This window comes from Bacteroides sp. Marseille-P8574, from assembly GCF_902825465.1.
Taxonomy (GTDB): domain Bacteria; phylum Bacteroidota; class Bacteroidia; order Bacteroidales; family Bacteroidaceae; genus Bacteroides; species Bacteroides uniformis.
In genome coordinates this window covers 844023-869204 of record NZ_CADEBE010000002.1, presented here as the reverse complement: position 1 = coordinate 869204, position 25182 = coordinate 844023, and the positions used below count along the sequence as shown (strand labels likewise).

Annotated in this window: 28 protein-coding genes, 2 tRNA genes and 2 pseudogenes; 13 read left to right on the top strand and 19 right to left on the bottom strand. The window is 48.8% G+C overall.

Annotated elements, in window-relative coordinates:
- Positions 1-116 precede the first annotated feature (116 nt).
- From HUX74_RS16260 to HUX74_RS16250, 3 genes are all read left to right on the top strand, one after another.
- Positions 117-201 (top strand) — tRNA-Ser (locus HUX74_RS16260).
- Positions 202-408: 207 nt separating this feature from the next.
- A complete protein-coding gene (locus HUX74_RS16255) occupies positions 409-945 on the top strand; it encodes a flavodoxin (protein WP_174647029.1) in 537 nt (178 codons plus the stop codon).
- Between the two features lie 29 nt (positions 946-974).
- A complete protein-coding gene (locus HUX74_RS16250; protein ID WP_171030432.1) occupies positions 975-2051 on the top strand; it encodes an alpha/beta hydrolase in 1077 nt (358 codons plus the stop codon).
- Positions 2052-2057: 6 nt separating this feature from the next.
- Here the strand turns inward: HUX74_RS16250 and HUX74_RS16245 are convergent, their stop codons facing one another.
- Positions 2058-3113 carry a winged helix DNA-binding domain-containing protein gene (locus HUX74_RS16245; RefSeq protein WP_174647028.1) on the bottom strand — a complete coding sequence of 352 codons (1056 nt, stop codon included), beginning with the start codon at positions 3111-3113 and terminating at the stop codon, positions 2058-2060.
- Positions 3114-3301: 188 nt separating this feature from the next.
- On the opposite strand from HUX74_RS16245, the gene HUX74_RS16240 reads away from it, so the two are divergent.
- From HUX74_RS16240 to HUX74_RS16195, 10 genes are all read left to right on the top strand, one after another.
- A complete protein-coding gene (locus HUX74_RS16240) occupies positions 3302-4447 on the top strand; it encodes an NEW3 domain-containing protein (protein WP_117600372.1) in 1146 nt (381 codons plus the stop codon).
- A gap of 2 nt (positions 4448-4449) precedes the next feature.
- Positions 4450-5193, top strand: a complete 744-nt coding sequence (locus HUX74_RS16235) for an ABC transporter ATP-binding protein (protein WP_117600371.1) — start codon at positions 4450-4452, stop codon at positions 5191-5193.
- On the top strand, positions 5186-6142 hold the full coding sequence (locus HUX74_RS16230) for an ABC transporter permease (RefSeq protein WP_005832505.1): 957 nt from the start codon (positions 5186-5188) through the stop codon (positions 6140-6142). Before HUX74_RS16235 ends, HUX74_RS16230 begins: the two co-directional genes overlap by 8 nt.
- A 127-nt stretch (positions 6143-6269) precedes the next feature.
- Positions 6270-6357, top strand: a tRNA-Ser gene (locus HUX74_RS16225).
- Between the two features lie 273 nt (positions 6358-6630).
- Positions 6631-7860, top strand: coding sequence for a site-specific integrase (locus tag HUX74_RS16220; protein ID WP_117887855.1), 1230 nt, complete (start codon positions 6631-6633; stop codon positions 7858-7860).
- Between the two features lie 84 nt (positions 7861-7944).
- Entirely contained in the window at positions 7945-8475 is a 531-nt protein-coding gene (locus HUX74_RS16215) for an ORF6N domain-containing protein (RefSeq protein WP_005924231.1), read from the top strand.
- Positions 8476-8617: 142 nt separating this feature from the next.
- The gene (locus HUX74_RS16210) at positions 8618-8818 is read left to right on the top strand and encodes a hypothetical protein (RefSeq protein WP_081443384.1); all 201 of its coding nucleotides are present in this window, start codon (positions 8618-8620) and stop codon (positions 8816-8818) included.
- A 291-nt stretch (positions 8819-9109) separates the two neighbouring features.
- Positions 9110-9643 (top strand): antirestriction protein ArdA, encoded by a 534-nt coding sequence (locus HUX74_RS16205; RefSeq protein WP_055295774.1) that lies wholly within the window; start codon positions 9110-9112, stop codon positions 9641-9643.
- A gap of 77 nt (positions 9644-9720) precedes the next feature.
- The gene (locus tag HUX74_RS16200) at positions 9721-9945 is read left to right on the top strand and encodes a DUF3873 domain-containing protein (protein WP_174647027.1); all 225 of its coding nucleotides are present in this window, start codon (positions 9721-9723) and stop codon (positions 9943-9945) included.
- Positions 9946-9949: 4 nt separating this feature from the next.
- Positions 9950-10432 (top strand): hypothetical protein, encoded by a 483-nt coding sequence (locus HUX74_RS16195; protein WP_055170729.1) that lies wholly within the window; start codon positions 9950-9952, stop codon positions 10430-10432.
- 203 nt (positions 10433-10635) lie between these two features.
- Here the strand turns inward: HUX74_RS16195 and HUX74_RS16190 are convergent, their stop codons facing one another.
- The 18 genes and pseudogenes from HUX74_RS16190 to HUX74_RS16105 all read right to left on the bottom strand — a co-directional run bounded on the left by HUX74_RS16190 (position 10636) and on the right by HUX74_RS16105 (position 24886).
- Positions 10636-10956 carry a hypothetical protein gene (locus HUX74_RS16190; RefSeq protein WP_174647026.1) on the bottom strand — a complete coding sequence of 107 codons (321 nt, stop codon included), beginning with the start codon at positions 10954-10956 and terminating at the stop codon, positions 10636-10638.
- A gap of 12 nt (positions 10957-10968) precedes the next feature.
- Complete coding sequence (locus tag HUX74_RS16185) at positions 10969-11427, bottom strand: DUF3872 domain-containing protein (RefSeq protein WP_122295812.1); 459 nt, start codon at positions 11425-11427, stop codon at positions 10969-10971.
- Positions 11428-11440: 13 nt separating this feature from the next.
- The gene (locus tag HUX74_RS16180) at positions 11441-12022 is read right to left on the bottom strand and encodes a conjugal transfer protein TraO (RefSeq protein ID WP_174647025.1); all 582 of its coding nucleotides are present in this window, start codon (positions 12020-12022) and stop codon (positions 11441-11443) included.
- A gap of 3 nt (positions 12023-12025) precedes the next feature.
- Positions 12026-12793, bottom strand: a pseudogene (gene traN / locus HUX74_RS16175) (conjugative transposon protein TraN); the annotation flags it as partial.
- A 103-nt stretch (positions 12794-12896) separates the two neighbouring features.
- The gene (gene ltrA, locus HUX74_RS16170; RefSeq protein WP_070752858.1) at positions 12897-14705 is read right to left on the bottom strand and encodes a group II intron reverse transcriptase/maturase; all 1809 of its coding nucleotides are present in this window, start codon (positions 14703-14705) and stop codon (positions 12897-12899) included.
- 562 nt (positions 14706-15267) lie between these two features.
- Positions 15268-15447, bottom strand: a pseudogene (locus tag HUX74_RS16165) (conjugative transposon protein TraN); the annotation flags it as partial.
- A 29-nt stretch (positions 15448-15476) separates the two neighbouring features.
- Entirely contained in the window at positions 15477-16793 is a 1317-nt protein-coding gene (traM, locus tag HUX74_RS16160) for a conjugative transposon protein TraM (RefSeq protein ID WP_174647022.1), read from the bottom strand.
- A complete protein-coding gene (locus tag HUX74_RS16155) occupies positions 16771-17067 on the bottom strand; it encodes a TraL conjugative transposon family protein (RefSeq protein ID WP_174647021.1) in 297 nt (98 codons plus the stop codon). Before HUX74_RS16155 ends, traM begins: the two co-directional genes overlap by 23 nt.
- Positions 17068-17071: 4 nt before the next feature.
- The gene (gene traK, locus HUX74_RS16150; protein ID WP_004308760.1) at positions 17072-17695 is read right to left on the bottom strand and encodes a conjugative transposon protein TraK; all 624 of its coding nucleotides are present in this window, start codon (positions 17693-17695) and stop codon (positions 17072-17074) included.
- A gap of 20 nt (positions 17696-17715) precedes the next feature.
- The gene (traJ, locus tag HUX74_RS16145; RefSeq protein WP_174647020.1) at positions 17716-18711 is read right to left on the bottom strand and encodes a conjugative transposon protein TraJ; all 996 of its coding nucleotides are present in this window, start codon (positions 18709-18711) and stop codon (positions 17716-17718) included.
- Positions 18712-18730: 19 nt separating this feature from the next.
- Positions 18731-19357 carry a DUF4141 domain-containing protein gene (locus HUX74_RS16140; RefSeq protein ID WP_008648479.1) on the bottom strand — a complete coding sequence of 209 codons (627 nt, stop codon included), beginning with the start codon at positions 19355-19357 and terminating at the stop codon, positions 18731-18733.
- Entirely contained in the window at positions 19357-19707 is a 351-nt protein-coding gene (locus HUX74_RS16135; protein WP_005924203.1) for a DUF3876 domain-containing protein, read from the bottom strand. Before HUX74_RS16135 ends, HUX74_RS16140 begins: the two co-directional genes overlap by 1 nt.
- Positions 19708-19718: 11 nt before the next feature.
- Positions 19719-22232 carry a TraG family conjugative transposon ATPase gene (locus tag HUX74_RS16130; RefSeq protein ID WP_174647019.1) on the bottom strand — a complete coding sequence of 838 codons (2514 nt, stop codon included), beginning with the start codon at positions 22230-22232 and terminating at the stop codon, positions 19719-19721.
- Positions 22229-22564: a DUF4133 domain-containing protein gene (locus HUX74_RS16125; protein WP_174647018.1), complete on the bottom strand. Its 336-nt coding sequence runs from the start codon at positions 22562-22564 to the stop codon at positions 22229-22231. The genes HUX74_RS16130 and HUX74_RS16125 overlap by 4 nt, the downstream gene beginning before the upstream one ends.
- Before the next feature lie 10 nt (positions 22565-22574).
- Complete coding sequence (locus HUX74_RS16120; RefSeq protein ID WP_004308755.1) at positions 22575-22871, bottom strand: DUF4134 domain-containing protein; 297 nt, start codon at positions 22869-22871, stop codon at positions 22575-22577.
- 170 nt (positions 22872-23041) lie between these two features.
- Positions 23042-23671, bottom strand: a complete 630-nt coding sequence (locus HUX74_RS16115) for a hypothetical protein (protein ID WP_174647017.1) — start codon at positions 23669-23671, stop codon at positions 23042-23044.
- A gap of 2 nt (positions 23672-23673) precedes the next feature.
- Positions 23674-24102, bottom strand: a complete 429-nt coding sequence (locus HUX74_RS16110) for a DUF3408 domain-containing protein (RefSeq protein ID WP_174647016.1) — start codon at positions 24100-24102, stop codon at positions 23674-23676.
- A gap of 1 nt (position 24103) precedes the next feature.
- The gene (locus HUX74_RS16105; protein ID WP_016662210.1) at positions 24104-24886 is read right to left on the bottom strand and encodes a ParA family protein; all 783 of its coding nucleotides are present in this window, start codon (positions 24884-24886) and stop codon (positions 24104-24106) included.
- Between the last annotated feature and the right edge of the window lie 296 nt (positions 24887-25182).

Here is a 25182-nt window from a genome sequence, read left to right as displayed (position 1 = left end):
GGTGCAAAAGTACTATTAATTCATGAAAAAAGAGAAAGGAAGTTTGCAGAATTAAAAATGATTTGTACCTTTGCACCGCTTTAAGGAAAAAGTACTTCTCGAAGAGGAAGTTTTTAGGAGAGGTGGCAGAGTGGTCGATTGCGGCGGTCTTGAAAACCGTTGTGCTGCGAGGCACCCGGGGTTCGAATCCCTGTCTCTCCGCAGAACTCCAAAGACAAAAAGGACTCAAAGTATGACAAATCCCGTAAAATCAAGGTTTTACGGGGTTTTTTATTTCTCTTCTCGGACATCTATCAGTAATTTGGGTTATATAATCAGTAATCTGGATACCTATGTAATAATAATACCCGCTACTTTTGTATCGCTATAACAATTGGATTTATATGTTTCAACTAAATAATATATCGTATGAAAAGATTGGTATTGTTTATGATGGCAGTTATGCTGTTGTCTATTATTGTTAACGCACAGAAAAAAGGTGGTAAGACACTGGTAGCTTATTTCTCGGCAACGGGAACAACGGCAAGGGCTGCCAAGTTGGTGGCAGAAACTGTCGATGGGACTCTCTACGAAATACAGCCTGCGAAAAAGTACACGGCTACTGATTTGGACTGGCATGACAAAGCTTCGCGCAGCAGTGTGGAAATGTCGGATTCCAAATTGCGTCCTGCATTGTATTCTAAACTGGGGAGTCTCGCGGAGTATGATACTATTTATATCGGTTTTCCTATTTGGTGGAATTTGGCTCCAAGAATTATCAATACATTTATAGAAAGCGGTGATTTTGCAGGTAAAACGGTTATTCCATTCGCCACTTCGGGAAGCAGCAGTATTTTTAATGCAGAAAAGGAATTACAGACGAATTACCCCGACATAAACTGGGGAAAAGGCAGGCTGCTGAATGGAGCGAGCCGGGAAACTGTCAAGCAATGGATTAAGAAATGAATTTCCAGCCGAAACTTAAAGAAGTAGAGATGAAGAACATGGTAAAAAACATATGTGCGGCGATGGTTATTAGCCTTTGTGCTGCGGGACATTTGTCTGCAACAGAAAATAATCCTAATAATGATAATAAATTTATGGAAGAGAATTTGAATCTGATTCAGGAGTGGGACAAGACATTTCCACAGAGTGATAAAGTAAACCATAAGAAGATAACTTTCCACAACCGTTACGGCATTACACTTACTGCCGATTTGTATGTACCCAAGAATGCGACGGGTAAATTGTCTGCCATTGCCATCAGTGGTCCGTTTGGTGCCGTGAAGGAACAAGCTTCGGGCTTGTATGCGCAGACATTGGCAGAACGTGGATTTCTGACGATTGCTTTCGATCCATCCTATACGGGGGAAAGTAGCGGCCAGCCCCGTTATGTGGCTTCGCCGGACATCAATACGGAAGATTTCAGTGCAGCGGTCGATTATCTTTCCACCCGTGACGATGTAGATGCAGAGCGCATCGGCATTCTCGGTATTTGTGGATGGGGAGGCATGGCGCTTAATGCAGCGGCTATCGATACTCGCATCAAGGCTACAGTTACGGCAACCATGTACGACATGAGCCGGGTCAATGCTAACGGTTATTTTGATTCTATGAATGCCGATGCACGGCACGAATTGCGGCGCCAGCTTAATGCTCAGCGTACGGAGGATTATAGAAACGGTACATTTGCTCTTGAAGGAGGTGTAGTAGATCCGTTGCCTGCCGATGCTCCACAATTTGTGAAGGACTACCATGCCTATTATAAAACACCGCGCGGCTATCATAAGCGGTCACTCAATTCTAACCGCGGATGGAACAAGACTTCACCGCTTTCGTTCATCAATATGCCTATCCTTTCATATAGTGATGAAATCCGTAGTGCAGTGTTGATGCTGCACGGTGAGAAGGCCCATTCACGTTATTTCAGTGAAGATGCTTTTAAAAAGTTGCAGGGTGATAATAAGGAGCTGCTGATTATTCCCGGTGCAAACCATGTAGACTTGTATGACAATATAGAGGTAATTCCATTCGGCAAAATAGAGAGATTCTTCAATGAACATCTTCGATGACCGCCTTTAATGTGTTAGGAACCGGACATACCTTTCTTTAGCCTGGTTCAGCAATTCCTCTTTCAGGCAGATATCTTTCCGGAAAAGCGAAAGCTCCGGGAAGATTTCTTTTTTCTTGGACGCCTTGTTCCAATTTCCTACTACATGCCCCTTATAGAGAAGTACCGGAAAGAACAATCCGTTGTTGGTGAAAGCTTTGGAATAGTCTTCTTTGGGTAGGACGTTCGTCCGGTCCTTGTAGCCTATCAGGTATTCATCGTAGGAGGGAAGAAGGTGCAGGCTGTCGGTCGCCTTTCCTAATGTCCGGCAGGAGTCATGGATGTACCATGTCTGGCTGTGCCATTGTTCGGACATCAGTTCCGGTTCTATCAGAGAAATGGCTTGCCTTGCTTCCGTTAAAGGCAAACCGGACCACCAGGAGAAGTCTTGCAGGGTAGCGGGGGCATGGCTGCGGAAATAGGCTGTAGCCAGGCGGGCCAGCGCTTCTTCTTTCGCTAGTTCGGGGGTAGGTGGAACTCTTTCGTCCAGAAGGGCATAGGTGTGTTGCCGTCCACGGCATTCTCCGCTGCACACAATGCCTTCGACTTCGGCACGCGACATGAAGCGGGTCATGTGGTAGTTGTCTGCAAGCAGTCCCGAATGTTCAAAATGTTCCGCAATCTCTTGTTTCGTCAGGCTTCGCTTCCCGCAGAGGATATTCCCAAGTATGGTGTAGCTTCTTTCATATTGCTGTTCCGTGATTTCCAGACCATGCCCTTTTGCATAGGAATCATTGGCAGATTTGATGCGTTGTGCAGAGAGTTTCAGCATCCAACGAATGTCTTCTGCTGCTACCAGGTGCCATGTGGGGCGCATTACGTGGGTTCTCAGTATTTCCCCTTGATGCAGGGCTTTTTCCACAGCTTGAATTCCCGGTGACTTCAGCCTCATACCTACGGCCCATTTCACCATTGTATAGTCTTGTGCCTGCATGGCGCCCATCCAGGAGACCAGTTCTTTCGGGTGGCGGAAGAGTGGAGTGGACAGTTGCTGGTTCTGTAAGCGTATTTCAGGGATTCTCATGTCGGTATGGTATTCGTTTGTATCAATAGGAATCGCAAAGATAAGAAAAGCAGGTCATTGTAGGGTATATCGTGTCCGCAATTATATTCTTTTGTTTCTTTTAACACCAGCTAATATAGCTATCTTTTATTTTTGTAACGCACAAATTGGGAAAATATTCATAATAAAACAACCATAAGAACTTTTTTATGACTATGAGAACAAATTGTATTTTATTGTTAGCTATTTTGTTGGGAGCTTTTCCCTTAAATCGTGTACATGCCGATGAATCTGGAAGCATTATTCTGTACACTCCTTACACAAAAATTTCCGTGACGCCCGGAGCGTCCATTGATTACAGCATTGATTTGATTAACAATACGGACGGGATTACAAATGCAAATCTCTCGGTCAATGGATTGCCGGGCAGTTGGAAGCATGAAATCAAGTCAGGCGGCTGGACCCTCAGCCAGCTTTCTGTACTGCCCCAGGAAAAGAAAACGTTCAATTTGAAAGTGGAAGTTCCTCTAAAAGTAAATAAAGGAAGTTATCATTTCACAGTATTTGCCGGAGAAACCAAACTGCCGCTGGAGGTGGTCGTGGCCCAGAAAGGAACTTACCAGACCGAGTTCACTACCGACCAGCCCAATATGCAGGGCAATTCCAAGTCCACCTTTACCTTCAATGCCACTTTGAAAAACCAGACGGCCGACCAGCAGCTGTATGCGCTGATGGCCAATGCCCCCAGAGGCTGGAGTGTCGTGTTCAAGCCCAACTATAAGCAGGCCACTTCTGCCCAGGTGGAAGCGAACAGCAGCCAGAATGTGAGTATAGAGATTGTCCCTCCCGCCAATGTGGAAGCCGGCAATTACAAGATTCCGGTACGTGCGGCTACCGGTACGACTTCTGCTGACTTGGAGCTGGAAGTTGTTGTCACGGGTTCCTACGAGATGGAATTGTCCACGCCCAGAGGATTGTTGAGTACCGAAATCACAGCGGGAGATGTGAAGCGTATCGAGTTGGTGGTCCGGAATACCGGCTCTTCATTGTTGAAAGATATCCAGCTTTCTGCCAATAAGCCCGTGGACTGGGAAGTGTCTTTTGAGCCTTCGAAGATTGATATGCTGAAGGCGGGGGAAACGGCCAATGTCGTAGCTACCATGAAAGCATCCAAAAAGGCATTGCCCGGAGATTATGTGGCTACCATGACGGCCAAAACTCCTGAAGTGAATACAGACGCCCAATTCCGCATTGCCGTGAAAACCCCGATGATATGGGGATGGGTGGGCGTTTTGATAATAATCGTTGCCATAGGTGCCGTATGCTATCTGTTCCGTAAATATGGAAGGAGGTGAGCATGGACGAGCGAGTGATTGCATTGACAGACTTGACCAAGCAGTATGGGCGCTTCACTGCCGTAGACCGCATTTGCTTGACTATCCGTAAAGGGGAGATTTTCGGATTATTGGGGCCAAACGGCGCCGGCAAGTCAACTACCATCCTGATGATGCTGGGACTGACGGAACCCACTTCCGGCTCTGTGGAGATTTGCGGTATCGACTCTACCAGGCATCCTATCGAGGTAAAGCGGAAGATAGGCTATCTGCCCGAAGATGTGGGGTTTTATGATGACATGACCGGTCCGGAAAACCTTATATATACTGCGCGTCTCAATGGCATTTCGGATGCCGAAGCGAAAGTCAGGGCGCTGGAGCTGATGGAGCATGTGGGGCTTGCCGGACAGATGAAAAAGAAGACCGGGAAATATTCGCGCGGTATGCGCCAGCGATTGGGACTGGCGGACGTGCTTATCAAAAATCCGGAAATTATAATCCTGGATGAACCTACTTCGGGAATAGATCCTGCCGGTGTTCAGGAGTTCATCGAGCTCATTAGGCAGTTGAGCCGGAAGGAGGGACTGACCGTCTTGTTCTCTTCCCACCACCTGGACCAGGTGCAGAAAGTTTGCGACCGCGTGGGACTGTTCAACAGTGGGAAGCTGGTCACCTTGATTGATATGTCTGATTTGAAGGACAAGCATCAGGAATTGTCTGATATTTATAGCCATTATATGGAGGAAGGAGGGGAAAGGCATGAATAAAGTCAATTATCCTTTTGGGGTAGTCGTTAACAAGGAAATATCCGACCATGTGAAAAGTTGGCGGTTCATTATCTTGATGGGAATCATTTTGCTTACGTGCATGGGCTCACTCTATACCTCGCTTACCAACATAGGTGCCGCCATCAAGCCCAATGACCCGGACGGTTCGTTCCTTTTCTTGAAGTTGTTCACAGCCTCGGACGGCACATTGCCTTCTTTTGTGCAGTTTATCAACTTTCTGGGGCCGTTGTTGGGGATTGCGCTGGGATTCGATGCTATAAATTCGGAACAGAACAAGGGGACGTTGAGCCGTATGCTGTCACAGCCCGTTCATCGTGATTGCATTATCAATGCCAAGTTCGTGGCTGCATTGATTGTGATAGGTATAATGCTGTTTGTACTGGGATTCCTCGTAATGGGCTGCGGGTTGATAGCGATAGGCATTCCTCCCACAGCAGAAGAATTTTGGAGGATTGTATTCTTTCTCATAATCAGTGTATTCTATGTGGCATTCTGGCTGAATCTGGCCATTCTGTTTTCGCTTTGCTTCCGTCAGGCGGCCACCTCGGCATTGGCTTCGGTGGCGGTATGGTTGTTTTTCAGCGTGTTCTATACGATGATTGTCAACCTGGTTGCCAAGGCGTTGAGTCCCTCGCAGCTGGCATCTCCTTATCAGATAGTCAGTTACCAGAAATTTATTCTCGGTCTGATGCGTCTGGCACCTAGCGAACTGTTCAATGAGGCGACTACAACACTGCTGATGCCTTCCGTCAGAAGTTTGGGGCCGCTCACTATGGAGCAGGTTCAGGGGGCCATTCCCAGCCCGCTGCCATTGGGACAGAGTCTTTTGGTGGTGTGGCCGCAGCTCACCGGACTGATTGCAGCTACTGTTATCTGTTTTGCCCTTTCGTATGTCATATTCATGAGACGGGAAGTCAGATCACGGTAATGATAAGTATGTTTTATTGAGTGTTGAAAGTCCGTTCCGGCATTGGTTGCTTGAACGGACTTTTAATATTATTTGCCCGAACATTTGGTAATTCCAAAAACTTCCCTTACTTTTGCGCCCCGAACAAGGAGAGGTGCTCGAGTGGTTGAAGAGGCACGCCTGGAAAGCGTGTATACCCCTAAAGGGTATCGGGGGTTCGAATCCCCCTCTCTCCGCTGAACGTGCTGGACAGAAATGGTCAGCAAACGGACAAAAAGCTACAAATCAATGATTTGTGGCTTTTTTTATTGCCCGAAAGTCCTGCTTCCAAGACTTCAAAAGTACGGTAAAAGACAAAGTTTCGTTACTAAATCGTTACCTATTCCCTGCCGGACAAAAACGGTAACGAATTGTCCATAAATGACCTGATAATGACTATATTAGTCCATAGTCTGCATAACTCGAAAACGAGAGGTAAAAACTAATTTTGCAACTAAAAATTTTGAGTTATGAAATCGACATTCAAGGTTCTTTTTTATTTGAAGAAAGGTTCTGAAAAGAAAAACGGCGAGGTTATGATTATGGCACGCATCACCATAGACGGCAAACTTTGCCAGTTCAGTACGAAACAGAGCATCCAGCCCGACAACTGGAACACGGCTGCGGGCAAAGCCAAAGGCAGGGATGCCGGGAGGATAAACGCCCTTTTGGACGACATACGTTCTTCCCTGAATACCATTTACCACGAAATGCAGCGGCGTGACAACTACGTGACCGCCGAGAAAGTGAAAAACGAGTTCTTGGGACACAGCGAGAGCCACGAAACAATCCTTTCATTGTTCCAAAAGCACAATGACGATGTGAAGCAGCTTGTGGGCATATCCAAGACGATAGCGACCTACCGCAAATATGAAGTGACCCGCCGCCACCTCGCTGAATTTATCCAAAGCAAGTACAACGTATCGGACATATCCATAAAGGAGATAAGCCCGATGTTCATTACCGATTTTGAGTTGTATTTGCGTACCGCCTGCAAGTGCGGCTACAACACCACCGCCAAGTTCATGCAGTTCTTCAAGCGTATCATCATCATCGCCCGCAACAACGGCATACTGGTGGGCGACCCGTTCGCCAGCTACAAAATCCGGCTGGAGAAAGTGGACAGGGGTTATCTGACAGAGGACGAGATAAAAATCATCCTTAAAAAGAAAATGGTTTCCGAACGGCTGGAACACGTCAGGGACTTGTTCGTCTTTTCCTGTTTCTGCGGTCTGGCATACAGCGATGTCGCCAACTTGCGGCAGGAGAATATCCAAAAGTCCTTTGACGGCAACCTTTGGATAATCACCAAGCGGGTAAAGACCAACACGGACGTGAATGTCCCCCTGCTGGATATTCCCAAGATGATTTTGAAGAAGTACAAGGGCAAGTTGCCGGACGGCAAGATACTTCCCGTAATCAGCAATCAGAAGCTAAACGCCTACTTGAAAGAGATTGCCGATATATGCGGTATTAAAAAGAACCTGACATTCCACCTTGCCCGGCACACGTTCGCCACGACCACCACGCTGTCAAAGGGCGTACCCATTGAAACGGTGTCCAAGATGCTGGGACACACAAATATAGAAACCACGCAAATTTACGCCCGCATCACCAACAGCAAGATAGGCAGCGATATGCAGGGGCTTGACAAGAAGTTTGTCGGCATCGAGAAGATTTACAAGGAAGTCGCCATGTAATCTTGATTATTGGGAACTGGTCACAATTTGTGACCAGTCCTTACTATTATTCCAACATTGCTAAATCTCCTAAAATATACGATTATGGATTTGCAGATTATCCAAAACAAGATTTTTGAGGTCAGAGGTTGCCGGGTGATGCTCGATTATCATTTGGCAGAACTCTACCAAGTGGAAACACGAGCCTTGAAGCAGGCGGTCAAGCGCAATATCGAGCGTTTTCCGGGTGATTTTATGTTTGTACTCACCCAAGAGGAAGCTAACTTGCTGTTATCCATAGGGGTATCACAAAATGTGATACCCCCTGATTACAACTTCGGCGTTGCTATGCCTATGGCTTTCACCGAGCAGGGCGTAGCCATGCTTTCTTCGGTTCTCCGCTCCAAAGTAGCCATAGAAGTAAACATTTCAATCATGCGGGCTTTTGTCCTCATGCGCCAAATGGCAATCGGTTACGAGGAACTGTCAAGGCGCATCGAGGAACTGGAGGTAAGCACCGATGCGCAGTTCAACGAACTGTACCAAGCCCTTACCCAGCTTCTAAGCCAGTCGAAACAACAGAAAGAACGCCGTCCGGTAGGTTTCGTTACCTATAACCGTGACAAAAACGAATAGGTAACGATTTCGGTAACGAAATTCCGCCTAACAAACTATATCCCAATGAAGTACATTCTTCCACCTTGCGGGCAGTCCACCGACTACCCGCATTTTTTATATCCTTTTCCAACTGGCACATTCCCCGAAACGCCAGCCGTGCGTGGCATGGCTGACTGTATTCCGTGAAAAGAGCCGTTGGAAACCCGCACAAGCGTATTGCAAGCAAGCTCACAACACCCTTGCCTTTCCCGCCCGCATGGAGTGTTCCCTAAAAGATGAAAGAGAACAGGCACTTTTCCCCGGTTTCCCTATCTGTAAATCTTCCTCTTACGCAGTCCCCCAGCCGGGACAGTCGTTTTAATCATTTCAATAGGCAAAGGTAGTTACGTGTTCTTCACGATTTTGCAAGGTCGAGCCGTTCCGGTTTGGCGAAAAAATCTTCCCTGCCTTGCGAGGTATTTTTTGCCCAAAACCTTGCAAACTCTAAACACTACCCTTTTACGCCTATGTGAAACGAAAACGACCGACCCGACCGGAAGACGCATAAAAAAAAAGTCGGATTTACGGGAAACAGGAAAAAAGTTCAGTGAAACTTCAACTCCCTCACCTCTCAAATCCGCATAAAATTAAAAACTTAAAAAATTACAGCAATATGGAAGCAAAGGTATTATCGGAAGCAAAAGTTTATGTAGGCACTTATGTCAAGTACAACAACGGTTCATTGTCCGGCGCATGGCTCGACCTTTCGGACTATTCGGACAAGGAAGAATTTTATGAAGCCTGCCGGGAACTTCACAAGGACGAGGAAGATGCGGAATACATGTTTCAGGACTGGGAGAACGTGCCGGAGGGCTTAATCGACGAAAGCTGGATTTCTGAAAACTTCTTTGCCCTGCGTGATGCGGTGGAGGATTTGAGCGACACCGAGCAGGAAGCCTTTTTCGTGTGGTGCAACTATAAAAGCCATGATTTGGGCGAGGAAGATGCGGACGACCTTGTACGGGATTTCCGGGATGAATATCAAGGGGAATATGACGATGAAGAAGATTTCGCCTATGAAATTATAGAAGAATGTTACGACCTGCCGGAGTTCGCAAAGACCTATTTCGATTACAAACAGTTCGCCCGTGACCTGTTCATGTGCGATTACTGGTTTGATGACGGCTTTGTGTTCCGGGCGGCATAACAACCAATCCGGGCGGGGTGTCAAAGCCCTGCCCGCTAAAAACAACCAAGTTTATAACCATAAAAAAATAAGACATCATGCAGTCACTTAACAAAAACGGGGTAAGCATCACCCAGACACCGGGAGAAGAAAAGTTCGTGAAATGCTGTTTAGGGGCTTTCAGGGGACAAATCTATTTTCAATATGACTACCGCTACACGGACGGCGAACTTTTCAGCACGGTAGCCAAAACGCTGGACGAGTGCCGCCGCAGGCGTGACGAATGGGTAGCGAAGAAGAACGGAGTAATAAGTAAATTTTAGGGACATGAAAACGACAGAAGTAAACAAGGAGCTTATCGGCAGGCGTTGCGAGTGTATTTTTACGGGCTTAATGGTAACGGGCGTTATCGAGGACACAGAAGAAAACGAACACACCATAGAGGTAAAAGTCCGTTTCGACCACCCGCACCAGTGGGGCGATGATTTGTATAATGATGTGTGGGCGTGGGGGCGCAAAATAGACGAGTTCGGCACGCTGCACCATTTGCAACTGTTGGAGGACAAACCGGACTTTCAGATAATGACGGTAGTTTTCGGCGAGCCAATCAGCCGGATAGACCGCAGTGTTTTTGCAGATGTGGAAACGTGGGGCGTCTGTTCCCTGCAAGGCTGGGTAAACAGCTATGAAAGTGTCCGGTTTGTAGCCATAGACGACCATACGGCAATCATCACGGGCGAATATAACATGGAGCAGGTAAAGGTGTGGTTAGAGAAATACACGCCCATAAAGAGCCTTAAAACCAGTTGATAGAGGACGGCGGCTGCTTGCCGCCGTTACTTTCTTCCGTGAGCCTGCCAGCGGGTGAAGAAAGTAACAAAGAAGCCTTTCGTTTTCCCTATCATGGAAACAGCCCGCCGATGCTTCCCGGCGGGCTGTCTGCCCGATATTTACGCTTTGCGTATCATTCCATACCCGGTTTCCCAAGAGGATGATAAAAACGGATGTCGCAACTATAAATCCTCATAGTGAATAAATTTTACACCAAGTATGCACACGGTTTCTTCTTCCTCGATGTCATATTTCCATGTCCGTTTAGTGACAAGCATTTCCGTTTCGCAATCGAACCATACCATTACGGGCGCATCATCTTCTTCGTCCGCCCATTTGAAAACCTGATTGGACGGCGTTTTCCATAATTCAGCACTGTCACGTTCGGAAATACAGTCCTTGTCCACAATGATGATGTCACCTGCTGCCGGAACTGTATCTGTTTCCAACGTGGTTTCTATGTACCACGAGATGCCTTCTATATCCAATTCTATTTTTACCATGTCGTTTTGTTATTAGGGGGTTATTGTTTCCGTTCCTTCTTCGCTGTTGTCATTATTGAATGATAGTGTAAGTTGCTGCATCTGCCCGAAGCTGTCGATGATATAAATGTCAATCGTCTGCTGGTCGGTTGATGCCGAGGTGTAGTAGAGCCTGAACGTTTCTTTCTCCAGCGGGTAAAGGTCGTTGGGCAGGAACACCGTGCCGTTATCCATTTCCAGCTTTCCTTTGCCGTCCGGCTGGAAATACCGTATCTGATAGGCAGTCGGCTGGTAATAGCCGCCACGCACCAGTCGGCAGCGTATTTCGGCGGTTTCCCCGACTTTCAGCCTTTTGGGTACTGGCAGTGTTTCGATGCTGAACGGGTACGCCTGCTGAATATCCAAGTTGTCATTACAGGCGGTGACAAGCACGAGGGCGGCCACGATGTAGCAGCCCATGATGATTTTATACATTACATTCTTCATATACATTATTATATAGCGGTCAGTTGATAATGAATTTCAGTCCCACAGATACCTGCGTGTGGAACTTGCCGATGTCCGAGCCGAACAACGCCCGTTCCCTTGCGTTCAACAGCAGAGCCACCCGGTCGGTCAGGTAGGTTTCCAGTTCCAGTGTCAGCGCACCGCCGTAAATGAAGCAGTCCTTATCCAGCAAGGTAGAGCCGTCCGGCAGCAGCTTTTCGCTTCGGTTGCTTGTTTCGTACCCGGCGAGAGCCGACAAGCCCAATGACAGGAAAAAGGTCTTTCGTCTGTCCGATAGGAATTTCAGGTAATAGCCGCCCTCTGCGGTGAACTGTTCGACTGGTATTCTCATATCCTTGTAGTCATACTTCTTGTGCAGGTATTCCCCGCCAATCACCCAGCGGTTGGCGTTCTTGGTGTAAACGCTGTACGCCGCCCCGATGTGGTAGGCAAAATCCGTATTGTCGTTCCAATGCACCCCGTCCGCCATGCCCGCCGTGACCTGCAAGCCTTTCATGCCCGGCAGGTATCTTTGTGCGTGTGCCTGAAACGAGGTCAGGCACAGCGCAAAGAGCATCATTATAAAGATGTGTCTTTTCATTCCCTATTTGATTTTGAGTTCGTCAATCACTTCCGCGTTCACGATGTCGGCGTTCTCCACCCGTATGGTCTGATGCCGCCCGCCGTTCTTCTCGTAGAGTTCCACGACCAGCAGCTTGTCGTCAGGAATGGTAAACTTCGGCAGGGCGTACACCGTGCGCACAGTCGTTTTCCCGGCAATCTCTATCACCTCGTTGTAGCTGCGTACCGCATCCAGTACCGTTTCCTGAATAGCCGTGCGTTTGGGTACTTTCTTATCGACTATCTTAAACCTGATGAAGTCCGTGTCGAAAGGCACGTTGGAACTGTTCTTCGTCTGCGTGTGTACATAGAGCATCCCGTTATAGGTGTAAATCCCCTTGATTAAGAACTGTATGCCGAAACGCTTGCTACCCAAGTGGCGCACTTTCCGGTCATTGTTCTTGTAGATGCTCTGCATTATCAGCTTCACCAGCAGCGGGCTTTCATTGCCCAGTTCCCGAAAATAGATATTCATGCGGGTATGCGAGAAGTCGGACGTATCTTCATTTTCCAAGAAGTCTTTCATTTCGATATTGAGCATTTCCGGTTCACGGGCGTACTTGACGTTGAATGAAAAGAAACTGCCGTCCTCGCAAATGACGGAGAAGTTCGTTTCGCCCGGAAAGCCCTCTGTCGTGGCTTTCACCCGGATTACGTTCTCCGCACCGTCCGCCTTGCCCGCTATGATATGGTTGCTTCCCAAATCCACGTAGCGGACGGCGGCGGGGAAGATGATATGCGTAGGCTCGGCACTCAACGCCTTGCCGTCTTTCGACGGTAGGTTTTCAAGAGCCTGCCCCCGAACCGTGCTTACATGTCTCCATGTACACGGCTCTCCATTGGATTCACTCAACTTAGTGTTCATTGGTCTGAATTTTATAATTACAAGATTCGCAAACGGCTAATGTCTTACGGTTTTGTTTTATCAGTTTTGCATTCCATGGCGTATCTCCTTTCAGTTGGCGAAGATTACGCACATGGTGCATAGTGATATTACCGTTTGACCCACATAATTCACAAACTCCTTCTTTCAACCTTTCCATAAGGCTAAGTTTCGGAATGTGCCATGTGTTGGGAATAATATCTATAAGACTATTCCTGTAAGCAGTTTTTCTTTTGAAGCCTCCATCATAGAATATTCTGTATTTGGTTGCGCCTTTAGCGTCTTTAAAGGGTACAATAAACTTCTTATCACGCAGAAATTTAAGTTTGGCTTGTACCATTGTCAGATTTAGCTTCTGGGCAATCGTTTTATACATACTGTATTCCATTATGTATCCGAATGAGTTCCCAATATCGGAGATATTATTGGCAATGGCATAATAGTTATAGAATCCTCTTATTTCGGTATTATATTGAGCTACTATGTCTTCAACCTTCTTTCCAATCATAAAGGCACGTGGTTTGGGTTTCCAAACCGTCTTTTTCCGTTCTTGGGACATCCTTAAAGCATCATATTCCAAAAGCTTGTTTTTTGCTGTATCCATGTTTACATGCAGCATGACTGAACCTTTTCCGAAGCGTCTTATCACACCTTTACTATCCTTATGCCTAAAGCTACAGTCACGGACAAATATTTCGTACCCTAAGAATTTAGCTTTATCGTGTGCGTTTGTTATCAGGGTCTTTTCTTCTGAAAGTTCCAATCTTAGCTTTTCTGCCATGAATTTGGCAATGTCCGCCTTGATTGTAATGCACTCGGTTTTACTTCCGATAATTCCAATTAAGAAATCATCAGCGTATCTAACGTACTGGATTCGTCTGTATTCTGTATCCATTGGTTCTTGACAGGTTGTTGCGAAGGTTTGTGCCAACGTTTCTTTTATCTCTGCTATCATTTTATCCCTCACGGATTCATCCGTTATTGATTTCAGCTTCTTTGCAAGTCTTGTTTTCTTGTTATTGAGTCTACGGTATTCCAAACTTATTCGTCTTCTTTCACCTTTATTGAATTTTTCAGCATATTCCTTGATGTATTTGTCGAATCTGTCAAGATAGATATTAGCCAGTATGGGACTGATAATACCGCCTTGAGGTGTTCCACTATACGTGTTTTGGAATCGCCATCGTTCAATATATCCAGCTTTCAGAAATTTTCTAATTAAGCGCAAGAAACGCTCGTCGCTTATACGCTCTTTTAGAGTATCCACAAGAATGTCGTGGTTGATGTTGTCGAAGAATCCTTTTATATCTCCTTCGATAAACCACTTAACGCCTGTGAACTTTTCTTGAACTTGTGTGAGAGCGGTATGGCAGCTCCGATGTGGACGAAAGCCATGTGAGGTGTATTCAAAGTGTTCCTCATATATGGCTTCCAGTATCATTCGGATAACTTCCTGTACTAGTTTATCCTCAAAAGAAGGAATACCCAAAGGTCTTTCTTTTCCATTCTTTTTTGGAATGTACACTCTTCTTGCTGGTTTAGGCTGATAAGCCTCTGTTTTGAGACTCTCAATAAGTTTTTCTATTCGTTGAATGCTCATTTGGTCGACAGTTTTTCCATCTGTACCGGGTGTCATATTACCTTGTTTGGCATATATGCGTTGGTATGCGACAGAGAACATATCTTCATTGAATAGAATCCGATACAGCCGTTCATACTTATAACTTGAAACAGAACTATGTTTCACTAAATTGTTTAATATTGTCTCTGGATTTCTCATGTCTCTCACATTATCTTTTGATTATATTAAAGTAATCCAACTGTTCCCCTTTGCCATGTACAAGGCTTTCCCTTGCTCAGACTACTATGGGAACTCCGTTGCCATGTCAGATATTCAGGAGCTATTCTCCATAGCCTTGCGGCGTTCTGATTTAGGCAATCCCCATTTAGATAAGTAATAACTATTTGCTTGACAAATTGTCGGATGCGATTTCCGTCCATTAATCCGCTTATTGCGGTTGTTTCGTAGTTAGTTCTTTTGCTCTGAACGTAACGGTACTCCGTCAGAGAACTACGACATGACGTTTGTAGTTGCCTTCCGTCATTGCTCGCTAAGGTGCAACAGGACTGTCGTTTAACCAATTCGGGCTTCATCCTTATATTTGTCTTTCCACCTTGCCATTCAGTCGCAGCTTGGCAACTGGCTGACTTATGACTTTTCCGACATGCTATGCTCCCTTTTGGGTTTCTCCTCCAGATAAGCCGGATGGTGGTAGGTCTCATTTGAACTCTAACCTAATCTCTTGCAAAGGAGATATTTATTACTCACCCTTATGGGCGCACACCGTTTTCGCAAATGTCACTTCCACGCCGTAGGGCGTAACCATTTGGCGGTAAGGCAGTTTCCGGGTAATGCCCCGGTACAAGTCGTTGCCAGCCGCATACTTCACGGTGTCGGTTTCCTGTGCGTTTGCCGCACACACGCCCAGCAAGAGGGCGAGCAATACAAAAATCTGTTTCATTGCTAATTGAAATTTTAGTGGTTAAATAATTATTGTTGTTTGGCGTAAAGCATCACCTTGTACCCGGCTTTCAGCTTCACTTTCACGGTTCGGAACTTCTTGGCGAGGTAGCCGGACGTTCCTTGCAGCAAACCCCTTGTCACGTCCATAGCCACCTGCTGCCCGGCACTTTGGGCAAAGGATATGCTTGTACCCAGCCCGCTTCCGATATTCGCCATAGCTTCGTTGAACGCTTCCTGCTCCATAGAGGACGGTACGGAAAGCCCCTTTTGCCCGTCCGTGTCGAACACGGCGAGTTCCACCGGGATGATGTTGCCAGCGTACTCAATCGAGGACACCAGTATGTCGAGCCGTTCGCCCTGCACCTTTGCCGTACCCGCCACGAGGGTATTCTTCGGTACAACGATATTTCCCGCCTGCATGGGTTCGAGCAGCCGTAGTTTCACCGCCTGCCCGTCCACCAGCGTTTGGTCTTGGTGGATGCAGGCGGCTACCGTGTTCTTTCCCATAGCGTACCCCGTGCCTACCGCCGTGTTGAAGCCGTAGTTTCGTGGCTGGCTGTAAGCCCGGATGAAGTCGGCATCGCTCATGGGCTGCTGCAATCCCGAAACGGTCGTTTCCCGGATAGCCTGCACCGCCACCGCATCCGGCTTGCGTTCAATGCCGCCCGTTACCGGGACTTGTGCGACTTGTCCCTGCCCGCCGTTCATGTACCTTGCCGCCAGCTCGTAGGACTTTTCCAAGAGTGCCATTTGGTCGTCAGCCGTAGGCGTGGCGTTCTGCTGCTGTTTCAGTCGGTCGGTCAGTTCCGCCACCTGCCGTTTCAATTCTTCTTTTTCCTCGTCCACAGGGGGCGTTTCGTAGAACGTGCTTAACTGGCGGTTGATGTCCCGGTAAGCCGCCCTTGAAGAAGCACCGCCGCCCCTTTGTGGCTTCGGATCTTCTTCCGGCATCAGATTGATTTCCTCTTGTGGTTCTTCCGTATCATCGTCCAGCGTGAAACCGAAGTCCTGCAAGGATTGTATCTTGTCCTGCTGTTTGCGGTTTGTCACCGCCTGCTCGTAAGCCTTTTGCTTGTCGGCTATAATCCCGTCCTCTGCGGGCAGGGGTATGTCGGCATTGAAGCCGCCCACGCTTTCCACATTCACGTCCTCTTTGCCGGAGGGTGCGAATATCAGGTACATGCACCCTGCAAAGGCAAGGAACATCAGCGGGAAGACTATCATTTTCCTGCGCTGCTGCACCTGCTGCGGGGTAAGTTCCCGTTTGGGCTTGTCTTCCTTTTTCGGCTTCCCGTCCGCCTGCGGTACGGTCGTGCCGTTCTCATTCTTCTGTACTTCTTCCATATTGCGGTCTGTTTAACGGGTTGATATTTTTGGTTGTGTCATTGCCGTGCAACGGCAGTTGCCTGATGTGTTCTATTTGCAGCCTTTGCCCGTCCCGTTTCCCGATATTGTATATTGATGAAACGGTGATGTAGATAGACAAGCCGCCGAAAAAGAAGAACATCAGGAGGATAACCGCCAGCCTTTTGCCCGGCGTAATCCGTCCGCACATTCGGCGCAGGCGGTCGTCCGCCCAGTCCCGCACCTTTTCGATGTGGTTTCGTTTTCTTTCCATAAGGCTATCTTTTAATGGTCTGCAAATCCTTGTTCTCGGTAATGGTGAACGCTTCGATGATAAAGCCGTGCGGGTTGTTGTCGCTCCGTGTGGCGTTAAGCAACCGGCACGAGGTGACAAGGCTTCGCACCGTCAGGCTGCTTTCCCGGACAATCAACTGGCGGGCATACGTGTTCACCTTGTAGGGGTACTGGTCGAAGTCGCACTTCACGCTGTCAATCTCCACCGTCTGCGTGACGTTTCCGGAAATCACCCGGTTGTAGTAGCCCTTTTCCGCCAAGTCCTTGTAATAGTTGAAAGCGGTCTTGTCGGCGAGAAACAACGAGCGTTTGATGTTGCTTTCGATAGCCCCCTTTTCGGGTGATAAGGTGAAGAAAAGTTCGTGGAAACGCCGCACGTGCGACTTGGCTTCCACGGGTCTGTTCTGTGCCATGTCCTGCGAGAGTGCCAGCATCAGGCTTTTGCCGTTGTCGAGGACGTATATCTTCTGCCGCTGCTTTTCGGCGAAGCTGTACGAGTTCCACACGGCAAAGCCCGTCACCAGTGCGCACAGGCAGATGAATACCAGCGCAAAGAGCCGGATTTGCCGGAAACTCGTTTCGATGTTCGTTAATGACTTAAATTCCATATACTAAATATTGATGTTGGTTATTTGAGTAGTTTCCCGGTTACTTTCCCGCTTGCCGCACCGACCGCAGCCCCGGCGATTGAACCAGCCCGTGCCACGTTGCGGTTATAGGCAGACGTACCGCCAGCCGACACTATCCAGCTTGCCACCGTTGGAATGGTGAAGTAGCCCACGATGCCGATAATCATAAAGATTATATACACGGTGCTGCTCCCGTCCGGGATGAAATCCGGGTCTGAAAGCTGCTCGATGTCTTTTTGGAGCATCAGGGTTTGTATGCGTGCCAGCACGCTGCTGAACAAGTCCGACACGGGCAGCCACAGGTAAATGGATATATAGCGTGAAATCCACCGGGTCAGCGTGCTTTGGAAACCGTCATAGACGGAAATCGCAAACGCCAGCGGACCCAGTATGCTTAACACGATTAGGAAGAACGTGCGCAGCGTGTCTATAATCAGCCCCGCCGCCTGAAAGAGCATTTCCAATAACTCCCTGAACCAGTCCCGGACGGACTTCTTTATATTATAAGCCGTCCTGTCCATGTACATGCCCGTCATAGTCACCATGTCGGAGGGCGACCAGCCCAGTTCTTCCAGTTGTCGGTCAAATTCCTCGTCCGATGCGAGGTAAGCCGTTTCGGGGCTTCGCATCAGGGCTTCATATTCCAGTCGGTCTTTCTGCGCCCGGTACTCGTTCATGTCGAAAGTCTGCGTTTCCATAAGCTGGTTGCACCCTTTTACCACTGGCGACAGCACCGTGTTGATAGTCCCCAGCACGAACGTGGGAAAGAACATGATGCACAGCCCCAACGCAAAGGGACGCAGGAGCGGGTACACGTCTATGGGTTCGGCACGTGCGAGCGACTGCCACACTTTGGCGGCTACATAGAACAAAGCTCCCAGCCCGGCTATCCCTTTGGCTACCCCCGTCATGTTGCTGCACAAGGGCATCATTTCATCGTACAGCACCCGCAACACTTGGTGCAGGTTGTCAAAATCCACCGTTGCTAATAACATAGGCATACCGATTTATATGTTACCAGTAGCGTTCATCCGCCGAGCCGTAGAGAGCCAGCACCCGGTCGGTGTCGTTCTTCTTCTTCGCCCGCAGGTAGGACACGGATATGTTCTTTCGGGTGTAGTAGTTCACGAGGTTGCGGTAGTTGAGCAGGCTTTTATAGGCGTTGTTGATTACCGCCAGCCTTTCGGCATCCGTCAGCGACATGCCCGTCACGTTCACTACATTCTTCAAGTCCTGCAACACGTCCGCACTTTCGGAGAGCAGCTTGGCGTACCCGGCTGAAATGGCGGTGAGTTCATCCGGCGTGTAGTTCGGGTCTGCCAGCATGTTCTGATAGTTTCGCACGTAGATTTCGGATATTTCCGCCACCAGCTCAATGGACTTCTTCACCTTGATGCCGCCCTTGACAACATCGTGTACCGCTTTGAGCGCATCGTAATATTTTTTACCCTGCTGGAAAATCTTCTGCGCTTCCATGAAGCCGTCCAGCGTGTTCTTGGCAGTGGTGGAAGTCTGCACTATCTGCTTGGTGGTGTTGATGATGCCCTGCGCCAAGTTGCCGGGGTCTGACACCACCCACTGTGCGGATGCCTTGCCGATGAAGCAAAGGCATACCGCCATAAGGAGAATTGTTCTTTTCATTATCTTTTGTTTTCAGGGTTTGTAACTCGTTTGTATTCGCCGCCGGGCATGAGCGTTATCCGGTCGGTCTTTTTGTCATAGGTGAACTGTATGCGGAAGCCCGTTTCGATGAACAGGCAGCCGTTCCGTTCTGTTACCGGGTAAGCCGTTTCCAGTATTCTGCCCCTGACATTCGCTTTCCGGGTGACGGTGTATCTGCCGCCCGTTTCCGAGAGTGTGAAAGCCGGGTGTCCCTTGACGTGTACCCAATAGCCCTGCATCCTTTCCAGCTCCTTGCTTCCGCTGTCCTCGCAGCCCGCCAGCAGGCAGGCGGACAATAGCGTGTATATCAGATTGTCAATCCATTTCATATTCCTAATTTTTAAGTTGTTGATGATTGGGGATTTCTTTTGCTTTCTGCAAGCCGCTTGATAGCCAGTTCAAGGTTGCCGCCCAGCTTGTCGGCGAGGGCGAACAGTTCCATTTTCTCGCTTTCCTCGGTCGTGTACGTGTAATATTCTTCCAATGAAACTTCCGTGGCATATACCGCCGATTGTGTGCCGCCCAGCGAGAAGAACACTTCCTTGTACTTCCGTCCGGGGTGGTTCGCCATGTTGATAGACAATATCTGCGAACGCTCCTTGTCGGTCAGTCCCAAGAGGTTCTGTATGCTGTCGAACTTGTTGAGATATTTTCGCTGGTCTAACAATATTTTGCAGTCCGAGTTATTGATGATACTTTCTTTCACGATAGGGGAAGAAATAATATCCTCTACCTCTTGCGTGACTACAATCGCTTCCCCGAAATACTTTCGGACGGTTTTGTACAAATATTTTATGTAGTCCGCCATGTTCGCCGATGCAATCGCTTTCCACGCTTCCTCGATTAGTATTAACTTCCTTATCCCCTTTAACTTGCGCATCTTGTTTATAAAGGCTTCCATGATGATGATAGTCGTTACCGGGAATAAAATCTTGTGGTCTTTGATGTTATCCAACTCAAAGACAATGAAGCGTTTATGCAGCAAATCCAGTTCCTTGTTGGAGTTCAGCAGGTAGTCGTACTCACCGCCACGATAGTACGGTTCAAGCACGTTCAGGAAATTGTCAATGTCAAAATCCTTTTCCCTGACGTTCTTCTGTTCAAGCTGTCGGCGGTAATCATCCCGGACAAACTCGTAGAACGTGTTGAAGCAGGGCGTTACCGAACTGTCTTTGCCTATCAGGTCGATATAGGCACTTACCGCATTGGACAACGCCACTTCTTCCGACCGTTTGGGGGCTTCATCGTCCCGCTTCCACAGGGTGAGTATCAGGGTCTTGATACTCTCTTTCTTCTCGATGTCAAATACCCCGTCTTCGACATAGAACGGGTTGAACGCTATCGGGTTCTCGTTGGTGTAGGTGAAATAAATCCCGTCCTCGCCGTGCGTGCGGTTGTGGATAAGCTGGGACAGCCCCAAGTAACTGTTACCCGTATCGACCAGCAGCACGTGCGCACCCTGTTCGTAATACTGGCGCACCATGTGGTTGGTAAAGAAGGACTTACCCGACCCGCTCGGCCCAAGTATGAACTTGTTTCTGTTGGTCGTGATGCCTTTCTTCATGGGCAAATCCGATATGTCGATGTGCAGCGGGCGACCGCTTACCCTGTCCACCATTTTGATGCCGAACGGCGAAAGCGAACTCTTGTAGTTCGTTTCTTCCACGAACAGGCAGAGAGCCTGCCCCAAGAACGTGTAGAAACTTTCCTCTGCGGGGAAGTCCGCCTCGTTGCCGGGTATGCCCGCCCAAAAGAGCGTGGGCGTGTCGGTGGTGTTGTGGCGTGGCTTGCACTCCATTAATGCAAGCTGGCTTCCCACATCGTTGCGTATGCGTTTGAGTTCGTCCCTATCGTCACTCCATGCCATGACGTTGCAGTGGCAGCGTACCGAAATAAGCCCCTTGCTGTGCGCTTCGTTCAGGTACTCGTCTATCCACTCCTTGTTCACTTGGTTGGCACGGGAGTAGCGGGAGAGCGATTGCATATTCCGGGCGGTCTGCTCGAAGTTCTTCAGGTTTTCGGCGTGGTCGTCTATGAAGATGAACTGGTTATAGATGTGGTTACACGACAACAGCACGCCCACCGGGGCGGCAAAACTTAACCTGCAATCGCTTCTGTCTGTGGACAGCTTCTCAAATCGGCAGTCCGTCCCGACCTTTCCGGGCAAATCTTCCACGTCTGAAAGCGTGTGCAGGCACAGTATATCGTCCCCGACCCGCATTTCTTCCGGGTACAGCCCGATGTCTTTCAGGCAAGTAGTGTCGGTTTGCGAGAGCGAGAAGTATTTCTCGATGATGCCCGCCTTTCCGTCCTGCCCGGTGATTTCCGATGCCGCCAGCCGGGTAAGGGTGACAAACCCGCTGTCGTTCATAATCCTGTCAAACTGCCCGACCGCTTCGATGAACTTTGCCGCCGCTTCCTTGTCGGCTATCTCCTGCGGTACAATCCTTCCCCGGCAAAGGGTGGAGAAGTCGCTCTGTCGGCGGCTTCTCTCCCTTGTCGTTTTCGTCAGGAACAGGTAGCAGTAATGGTTCAGGAACGGGCGTTCATTGAAGTGCCGTTCAAAGGAGCGGCTTAAAAAACTAAGCTCGTCCCTTTCGGTGTCGGGCTGGTAGTTCTCCTTGATGAAGAAGTCCTGCTTGTGTACTATGGAGTAGTCGGGCAGCACCTTGACCGCCTTGTACCACGCCGAATGTATGGCTTCGTACTCGGCACTGGTGACGGTGAACAGTTCGGGCAGTTCCACCCTGAAAGCCACCGTTATGTCCGCATCCTTTGAAATGATGCAACCGTTCTCCACCGCCAAAAGTGGAAATTTCCTTTCCAGCGTGGTAGCCTTTAACATATTCCTCATGTTCTTTCTTCCTTTCTTCTTTTGTAGTTGAACAGCCGGGGTATCTCCTTTCGGCTAATAATGAAGCGTGGGTGTCTTTTGCGTGCGGCAGCTTTCATCAGCCCGTGCGTGCCGTACTTGGCGTTGAGCCGGAACGTCTGCCACACGAGCAGCAGCGAAGCCGACACGATGAAACCGATACATAGCCACTGGTTCACGCCTGCCATGAACAGGATGATGAACACCACGAAGACGGCGAGCAAGCCGCCGCAAAAGATAAAGAGGTACTGGCTTTTCAGCCCCTTGAACTCCACCGGCTTCCCGATACCCCTGTTTACCGGATATTCAGACATTGCCGCCTTTTTAGAGGAAGAACGAACGTAGGATAGTGGCGGCGACAATCAGGAAGATGCACGCCCCGAACCAACTGGCGGCGGTCTTTGAGGTGTCGGGGTCGCCGCTTGAAAACTTGTTATATACTTTTACCCCGCCAATCAAGCCGCAGACCGCCCCGATTGCGTACACCAGTTTTGTTCCGGGGTCAAAATACCCGGTGATTAGGTTCGTGGCTTCGGTGATGCCCGCCTGCCCGTTTCCTTGTGCGTAGGCACTTACCACGGCGGCAAGTATAGCCGCCGACAAGAAGATTTTCTTTCTCATTGTGATTTGTTTTTAATGCCGGGCGGCGGGTGGATAGTCCGCCTTTCCCGGCTGGTGAATAATTTGAAATTTTAGTGGTCGGGGATAGTCCCGTTTGTCTGTTTGGTTTTCAGGTTGCCAATCAACCGTAATCCCGTTGTTTCATGCTGTCAGGCTTATACATTATTATATTATAGGAAATCGTTCATGTCGAACGCTTCGTGTTCCTCGCTTGTATCGCCAGTTCCGGCAGGGACAGCAGCCGTAGCCAGTTCCGCTTCGTTGCGTCCCAGCAGTTCCGCCACCTTTGCCAGCCCGCCGTTGATGTTCTCCACCACCGCATCGTAGAGGTTCGTTCCCTCAATGCTTGCCAATGTCCCGGCGGCTTGCCGTTTCTCCGCTTCGGTGGGGTTGTCGGCGTTCGCCGTGCGTACCGCTTCGCCCAGTTCATCGAAGCTCACGCCCGTAGCCCGCCCGGTATCATCGTCACCGTCCATGTACCCGGCTATTTCCTCGTCCTCGTAGTCGGGTTCGTCATTCTCGTAACCGGGCGTTTCTTCCGGCAGTCCGTCAGCCTGCGGCGCAAAAATAGTATCATTTTCAGCCGCTTGCGGGAGGTGTCCCGATTTGTCCTGCGCTGTCCCGATTAGTCCGCCCTTGTATCGGCTTTCACCTATCAGCGTGTAGCCTGAAACCCCGTTTCGTGGGAGTGGCGCATCATCCGTTCTGCCCGGTGATGTCCGGCTGTCCGTGTAGCGATACCACAGCCATAGGGCGATATAGTACACCAAAAGCCCGGTAAGTATGCAATAGATTACCATAGTCAGACAGGCTTTTGGAAGTTGCTTTCGTACAGGGTGTTTATCTCGTCTTGGTACTGCTCGAAGTGGCGCAGCAGAATGTTTTCCACGTAGCTGCTTACCGTCACCTTGCGCCCGCCTATCACTGTCACGATACGCATCAGCTTTTCGTGCGTGGTACGGCTCACGTACAAGGGCTGTCGGTCTGCCAGTTCTACTTTCTGAAAGTAGGTTTCCCGGTAGTCTCCCGTGCCGCCCTTGCGCTTGCGGTTTGTCGTTTTCTCCACCCGCACCGTTTCCGTCTGCTGTTCCTCTTGGGGAACTTGTGATGCAAGATTGGTATGTGGTGCATCATTCGGTTTATTATCTTCTTTACTGGGAACACCCTGCGAGATAAGCTCTTTCATGAAATCCTCGTCTATCTTCGGCATCCCGCCGCTTTGCTTTGCCATATCATTTTAATTTGATGTAGTACACTATTTCGGTTATCAGTTCTTCCAAGTTGCTTCCCCTTACCAGCGGGCGGCTGGCGGGAAAGAGCGTGGAGCGGAACACCGCCTTTTTATCCGCCACCAGTTCCTTTTTGTAGCGTTTGGTATCGGGGATAAAGGTTTTCATCAGCGGCAGTTCCAGTTCCTTAATGGTCTTGTCGTAGGCGGTGTAAAGGTCTGTTTTCTCCCTACCGTCCACCATGTTCCAAAAGAGGTACAGCCCGGCAAGTCGGCAGGCTTCATTCTTCACCAATAGCTTTTGGATAGCCATTGCGAACGACAGGCTGCTTTCCAGCACCACCTTGTCGGCGGAAATGGGGGTGAAGATGTAGTCCATGCCCGCAAGGGAGTTTATCACGCCCTCGCTGTTCACCGTGCCGGGCAGGTCGAAAAACACTATATCCGGCACGTGTCCGGCGGCTATATGTTCGTCAGCCGTTGCAATCGCCTTTTCAGGTGAACTGCACAATACCGGGTAGGCTTTCTTCCCCAGCCGGGTGAACTGCTCATACGCCATTCGCTTGTAATCTTCATCCGCCCCGACCTGCTCGGCATCCCGCTTTCGCATCCCGGCAATGGAGTGTTGCGGGTAGTCGCAATCGACCACCGCCACATCGTAGCCTTTGAGGTAGTAGAGGTAACTCGCCGCCAGCACGGTAAAGGTGGTTTTGCCGACCCCGCCCTTTTGGGTGGAAAAGGCGACATAAAGGGGTGTTTTCTCGTTTTCCATATTGCTTTCGTTCATTATTGGTTGATTTATTTATTTATTTATTGCTTTCAATCATTCATTCTTTCCATGTTGCAATCTTGAAATATTGAAAGACTGTTTTATTTCAATCTTGTTTTCCTGCTTTCATTCTTTCTTGAAATATTGAAATCCTGCAATCATGCTTTCTTGAAATCATGCTTTCAATCATTCTTTCCTGATTGGGATATTTCTTTCAATCTTGCTTTCAATCTTGAAATCCGATGCAAAAAAAGGGAGAAAAAACGCCCCCTGAAAACCTTGTCCCGATTTGTCCTGCGCTGTCCCGTTTTGTC

What these genes read in the sequence shown, in the direction of transcription:
- HUX74_RS16255 (WP_174647029.1), top strand. Translation starts at nt 409, where the DNA reads ATGAAAAGATTGGTATTGTTTATGATGGCAGTTATGCTGTTGTCTATT.
- HUX74_RS16250 (WP_171030432.1), top strand. Translation starts at nt 975, where the DNA reads ATGAAGAACATGGTAAAAAACATATGTGCGGCGATGGTTATTAGCCTT.
- HUX74_RS16245 (WP_174647028.1), bottom strand. Translation starts at nt 3,113, where the DNA reads ATGAGAATCCCTGAAATACGCTTACAGAACCAGCAACTGTCCACTCCA.
- HUX74_RS16240 (WP_117600372.1), top strand. Translation starts at nt 3,302, where the DNA reads ATGACTATGAGAACAAATTGTATTTTATTGTTAGCTATTTTGTTGGGA.
- HUX74_RS16235 (WP_117600371.1), top strand. Translation starts at nt 4,450, where the DNA reads ATGGACGAGCGAGTGATTGCATTGACAGACTTGACCAAGCAGTATGGG.
- HUX74_RS16230 (WP_005832505.1), top strand. Translation starts at nt 5,186, where the DNA reads ATGAATAAAGTCAATTATCCTTTTGGGGTAGTCGTTAACAAGGAAATA.
- HUX74_RS16220 (WP_117887855.1), top strand. Translation starts at nt 6,631, where the DNA reads ATGAAATCGACATTCAAGGTTCTTTTTTATTTGAAGAAAGGTTCTGAA.
- HUX74_RS16215 (WP_005924231.1), top strand. Translation starts at nt 7,945, where the DNA reads ATGGATTTGCAGATTATCCAAAACAAGATTTTTGAGGTCAGAGGTTGC.
- HUX74_RS16205 (WP_055295774.1), top strand. Translation starts at nt 9,110, where the DNA reads ATGGAAGCAAAGGTATTATCGGAAGCAAAAGTTTATGTAGGCACTTAT.
- HUX74_RS16200 (WP_174647027.1), top strand. Translation starts at nt 9,721, where the DNA reads ATGCAGTCACTTAACAAAAACGGGGTAAGCATCACCCAGACACCGGGA.
- HUX74_RS16195 (WP_055170729.1), top strand. Translation starts at nt 9,950, where the DNA reads ATGAAAACGACAGAAGTAAACAAGGAGCTTATCGGCAGGCGTTGCGAG.
- HUX74_RS16190 (WP_174647026.1), bottom strand. Translation starts at nt 10,956, where the DNA reads ATGGTAAAAATAGAATTGGATATAGAAGGCATCTCGTGGTACATAGAA.
- HUX74_RS16185 (WP_122295812.1), bottom strand. Translation starts at nt 11,427, where the DNA reads ATGTATATGAAGAATGTAATGTATAAAATCATCATGGGCTGCTACATC.
- HUX74_RS16180 (WP_174647025.1), bottom strand. Translation starts at nt 12,022, where the DNA reads ATGAAAAGACACATCTTTATAATGATGCTCTTTGCGCTGTGCCTGACC.
- ltrA (WP_070752858.1), bottom strand. Translation starts at nt 14,705, where the DNA reads ATGAGAAATCCAGAGACAATATTAAACAATTTAGTGAAACATAGTTCT.
- traM (WP_174647022.1), bottom strand. Translation starts at nt 16,793, where the DNA reads ATGGAAGAAGTACAGAAGAATGAGAACGGCACGACCGTACCGCAGGCG.
- HUX74_RS16155 (WP_174647021.1), bottom strand. Translation starts at nt 17,067, where the DNA reads ATGGAAAGAAAACGAAACCACATCGAAAAGGTGCGGGACTGGGCGGAC.
- traK (WP_004308760.1), bottom strand. Translation starts at nt 17,695, where the DNA reads ATGGAATTTAAGTCATTAACGAACATCGAAACGAGTTTCCGGCAAATC.
- traJ (WP_174647020.1), bottom strand. Translation starts at nt 18,711, where the DNA reads ATGTTATTAGCAACGGTGGATTTTGACAACCTGCACCAAGTGTTGCGG.
- HUX74_RS16140 (WP_008648479.1), bottom strand. Translation starts at nt 19,357, where the DNA reads ATGAAAAGAACAATTCTCCTTATGGCGGTATGCCTTTGCTTCATCGGC.
- HUX74_RS16135 (WP_005924203.1), bottom strand. Translation starts at nt 19,707, where the DNA reads ATGAAATGGATTGACAATCTGATATACACGCTATTGTCCGCCTGCCTG.
- HUX74_RS16130 (WP_174647019.1), bottom strand. Translation starts at nt 22,232, where the DNA reads ATGAGGAATATGTTAAAGGCTACCACGCTGGAAAGGAAATTTCCACTT.
- HUX74_RS16125 (WP_174647018.1), bottom strand. Translation starts at nt 22,564, where the DNA reads ATGTCTGAATATCCGGTAAACAGGGGTATCGGGAAGCCGGTGGAGTTC.
- HUX74_RS16120 (WP_004308755.1), bottom strand. Translation starts at nt 22,871, where the DNA reads ATGAGAAAGAAAATCTTCTTGTCGGCGGCTATACTTGCCGCCGTGGTA.
- HUX74_RS16115 (WP_174647017.1), bottom strand. Translation starts at nt 23,671, where the DNA reads ATGGTAATCTATTGCATACTTACCGGGCTTTTGGTGTACTATATCGCC.
- HUX74_RS16110 (WP_174647016.1), bottom strand. Translation starts at nt 24,102, where the DNA reads ATGGCAAAGCAAAGCGGCGGGATGCCGAAGATAGACGAGGATTTCATG.
- HUX74_RS16105 (WP_016662210.1), bottom strand. Translation starts at nt 24,886, where the DNA reads ATGAACGAAAGCAATATGGAAAACGAGAAAACACCCCTTTATGTCGCC.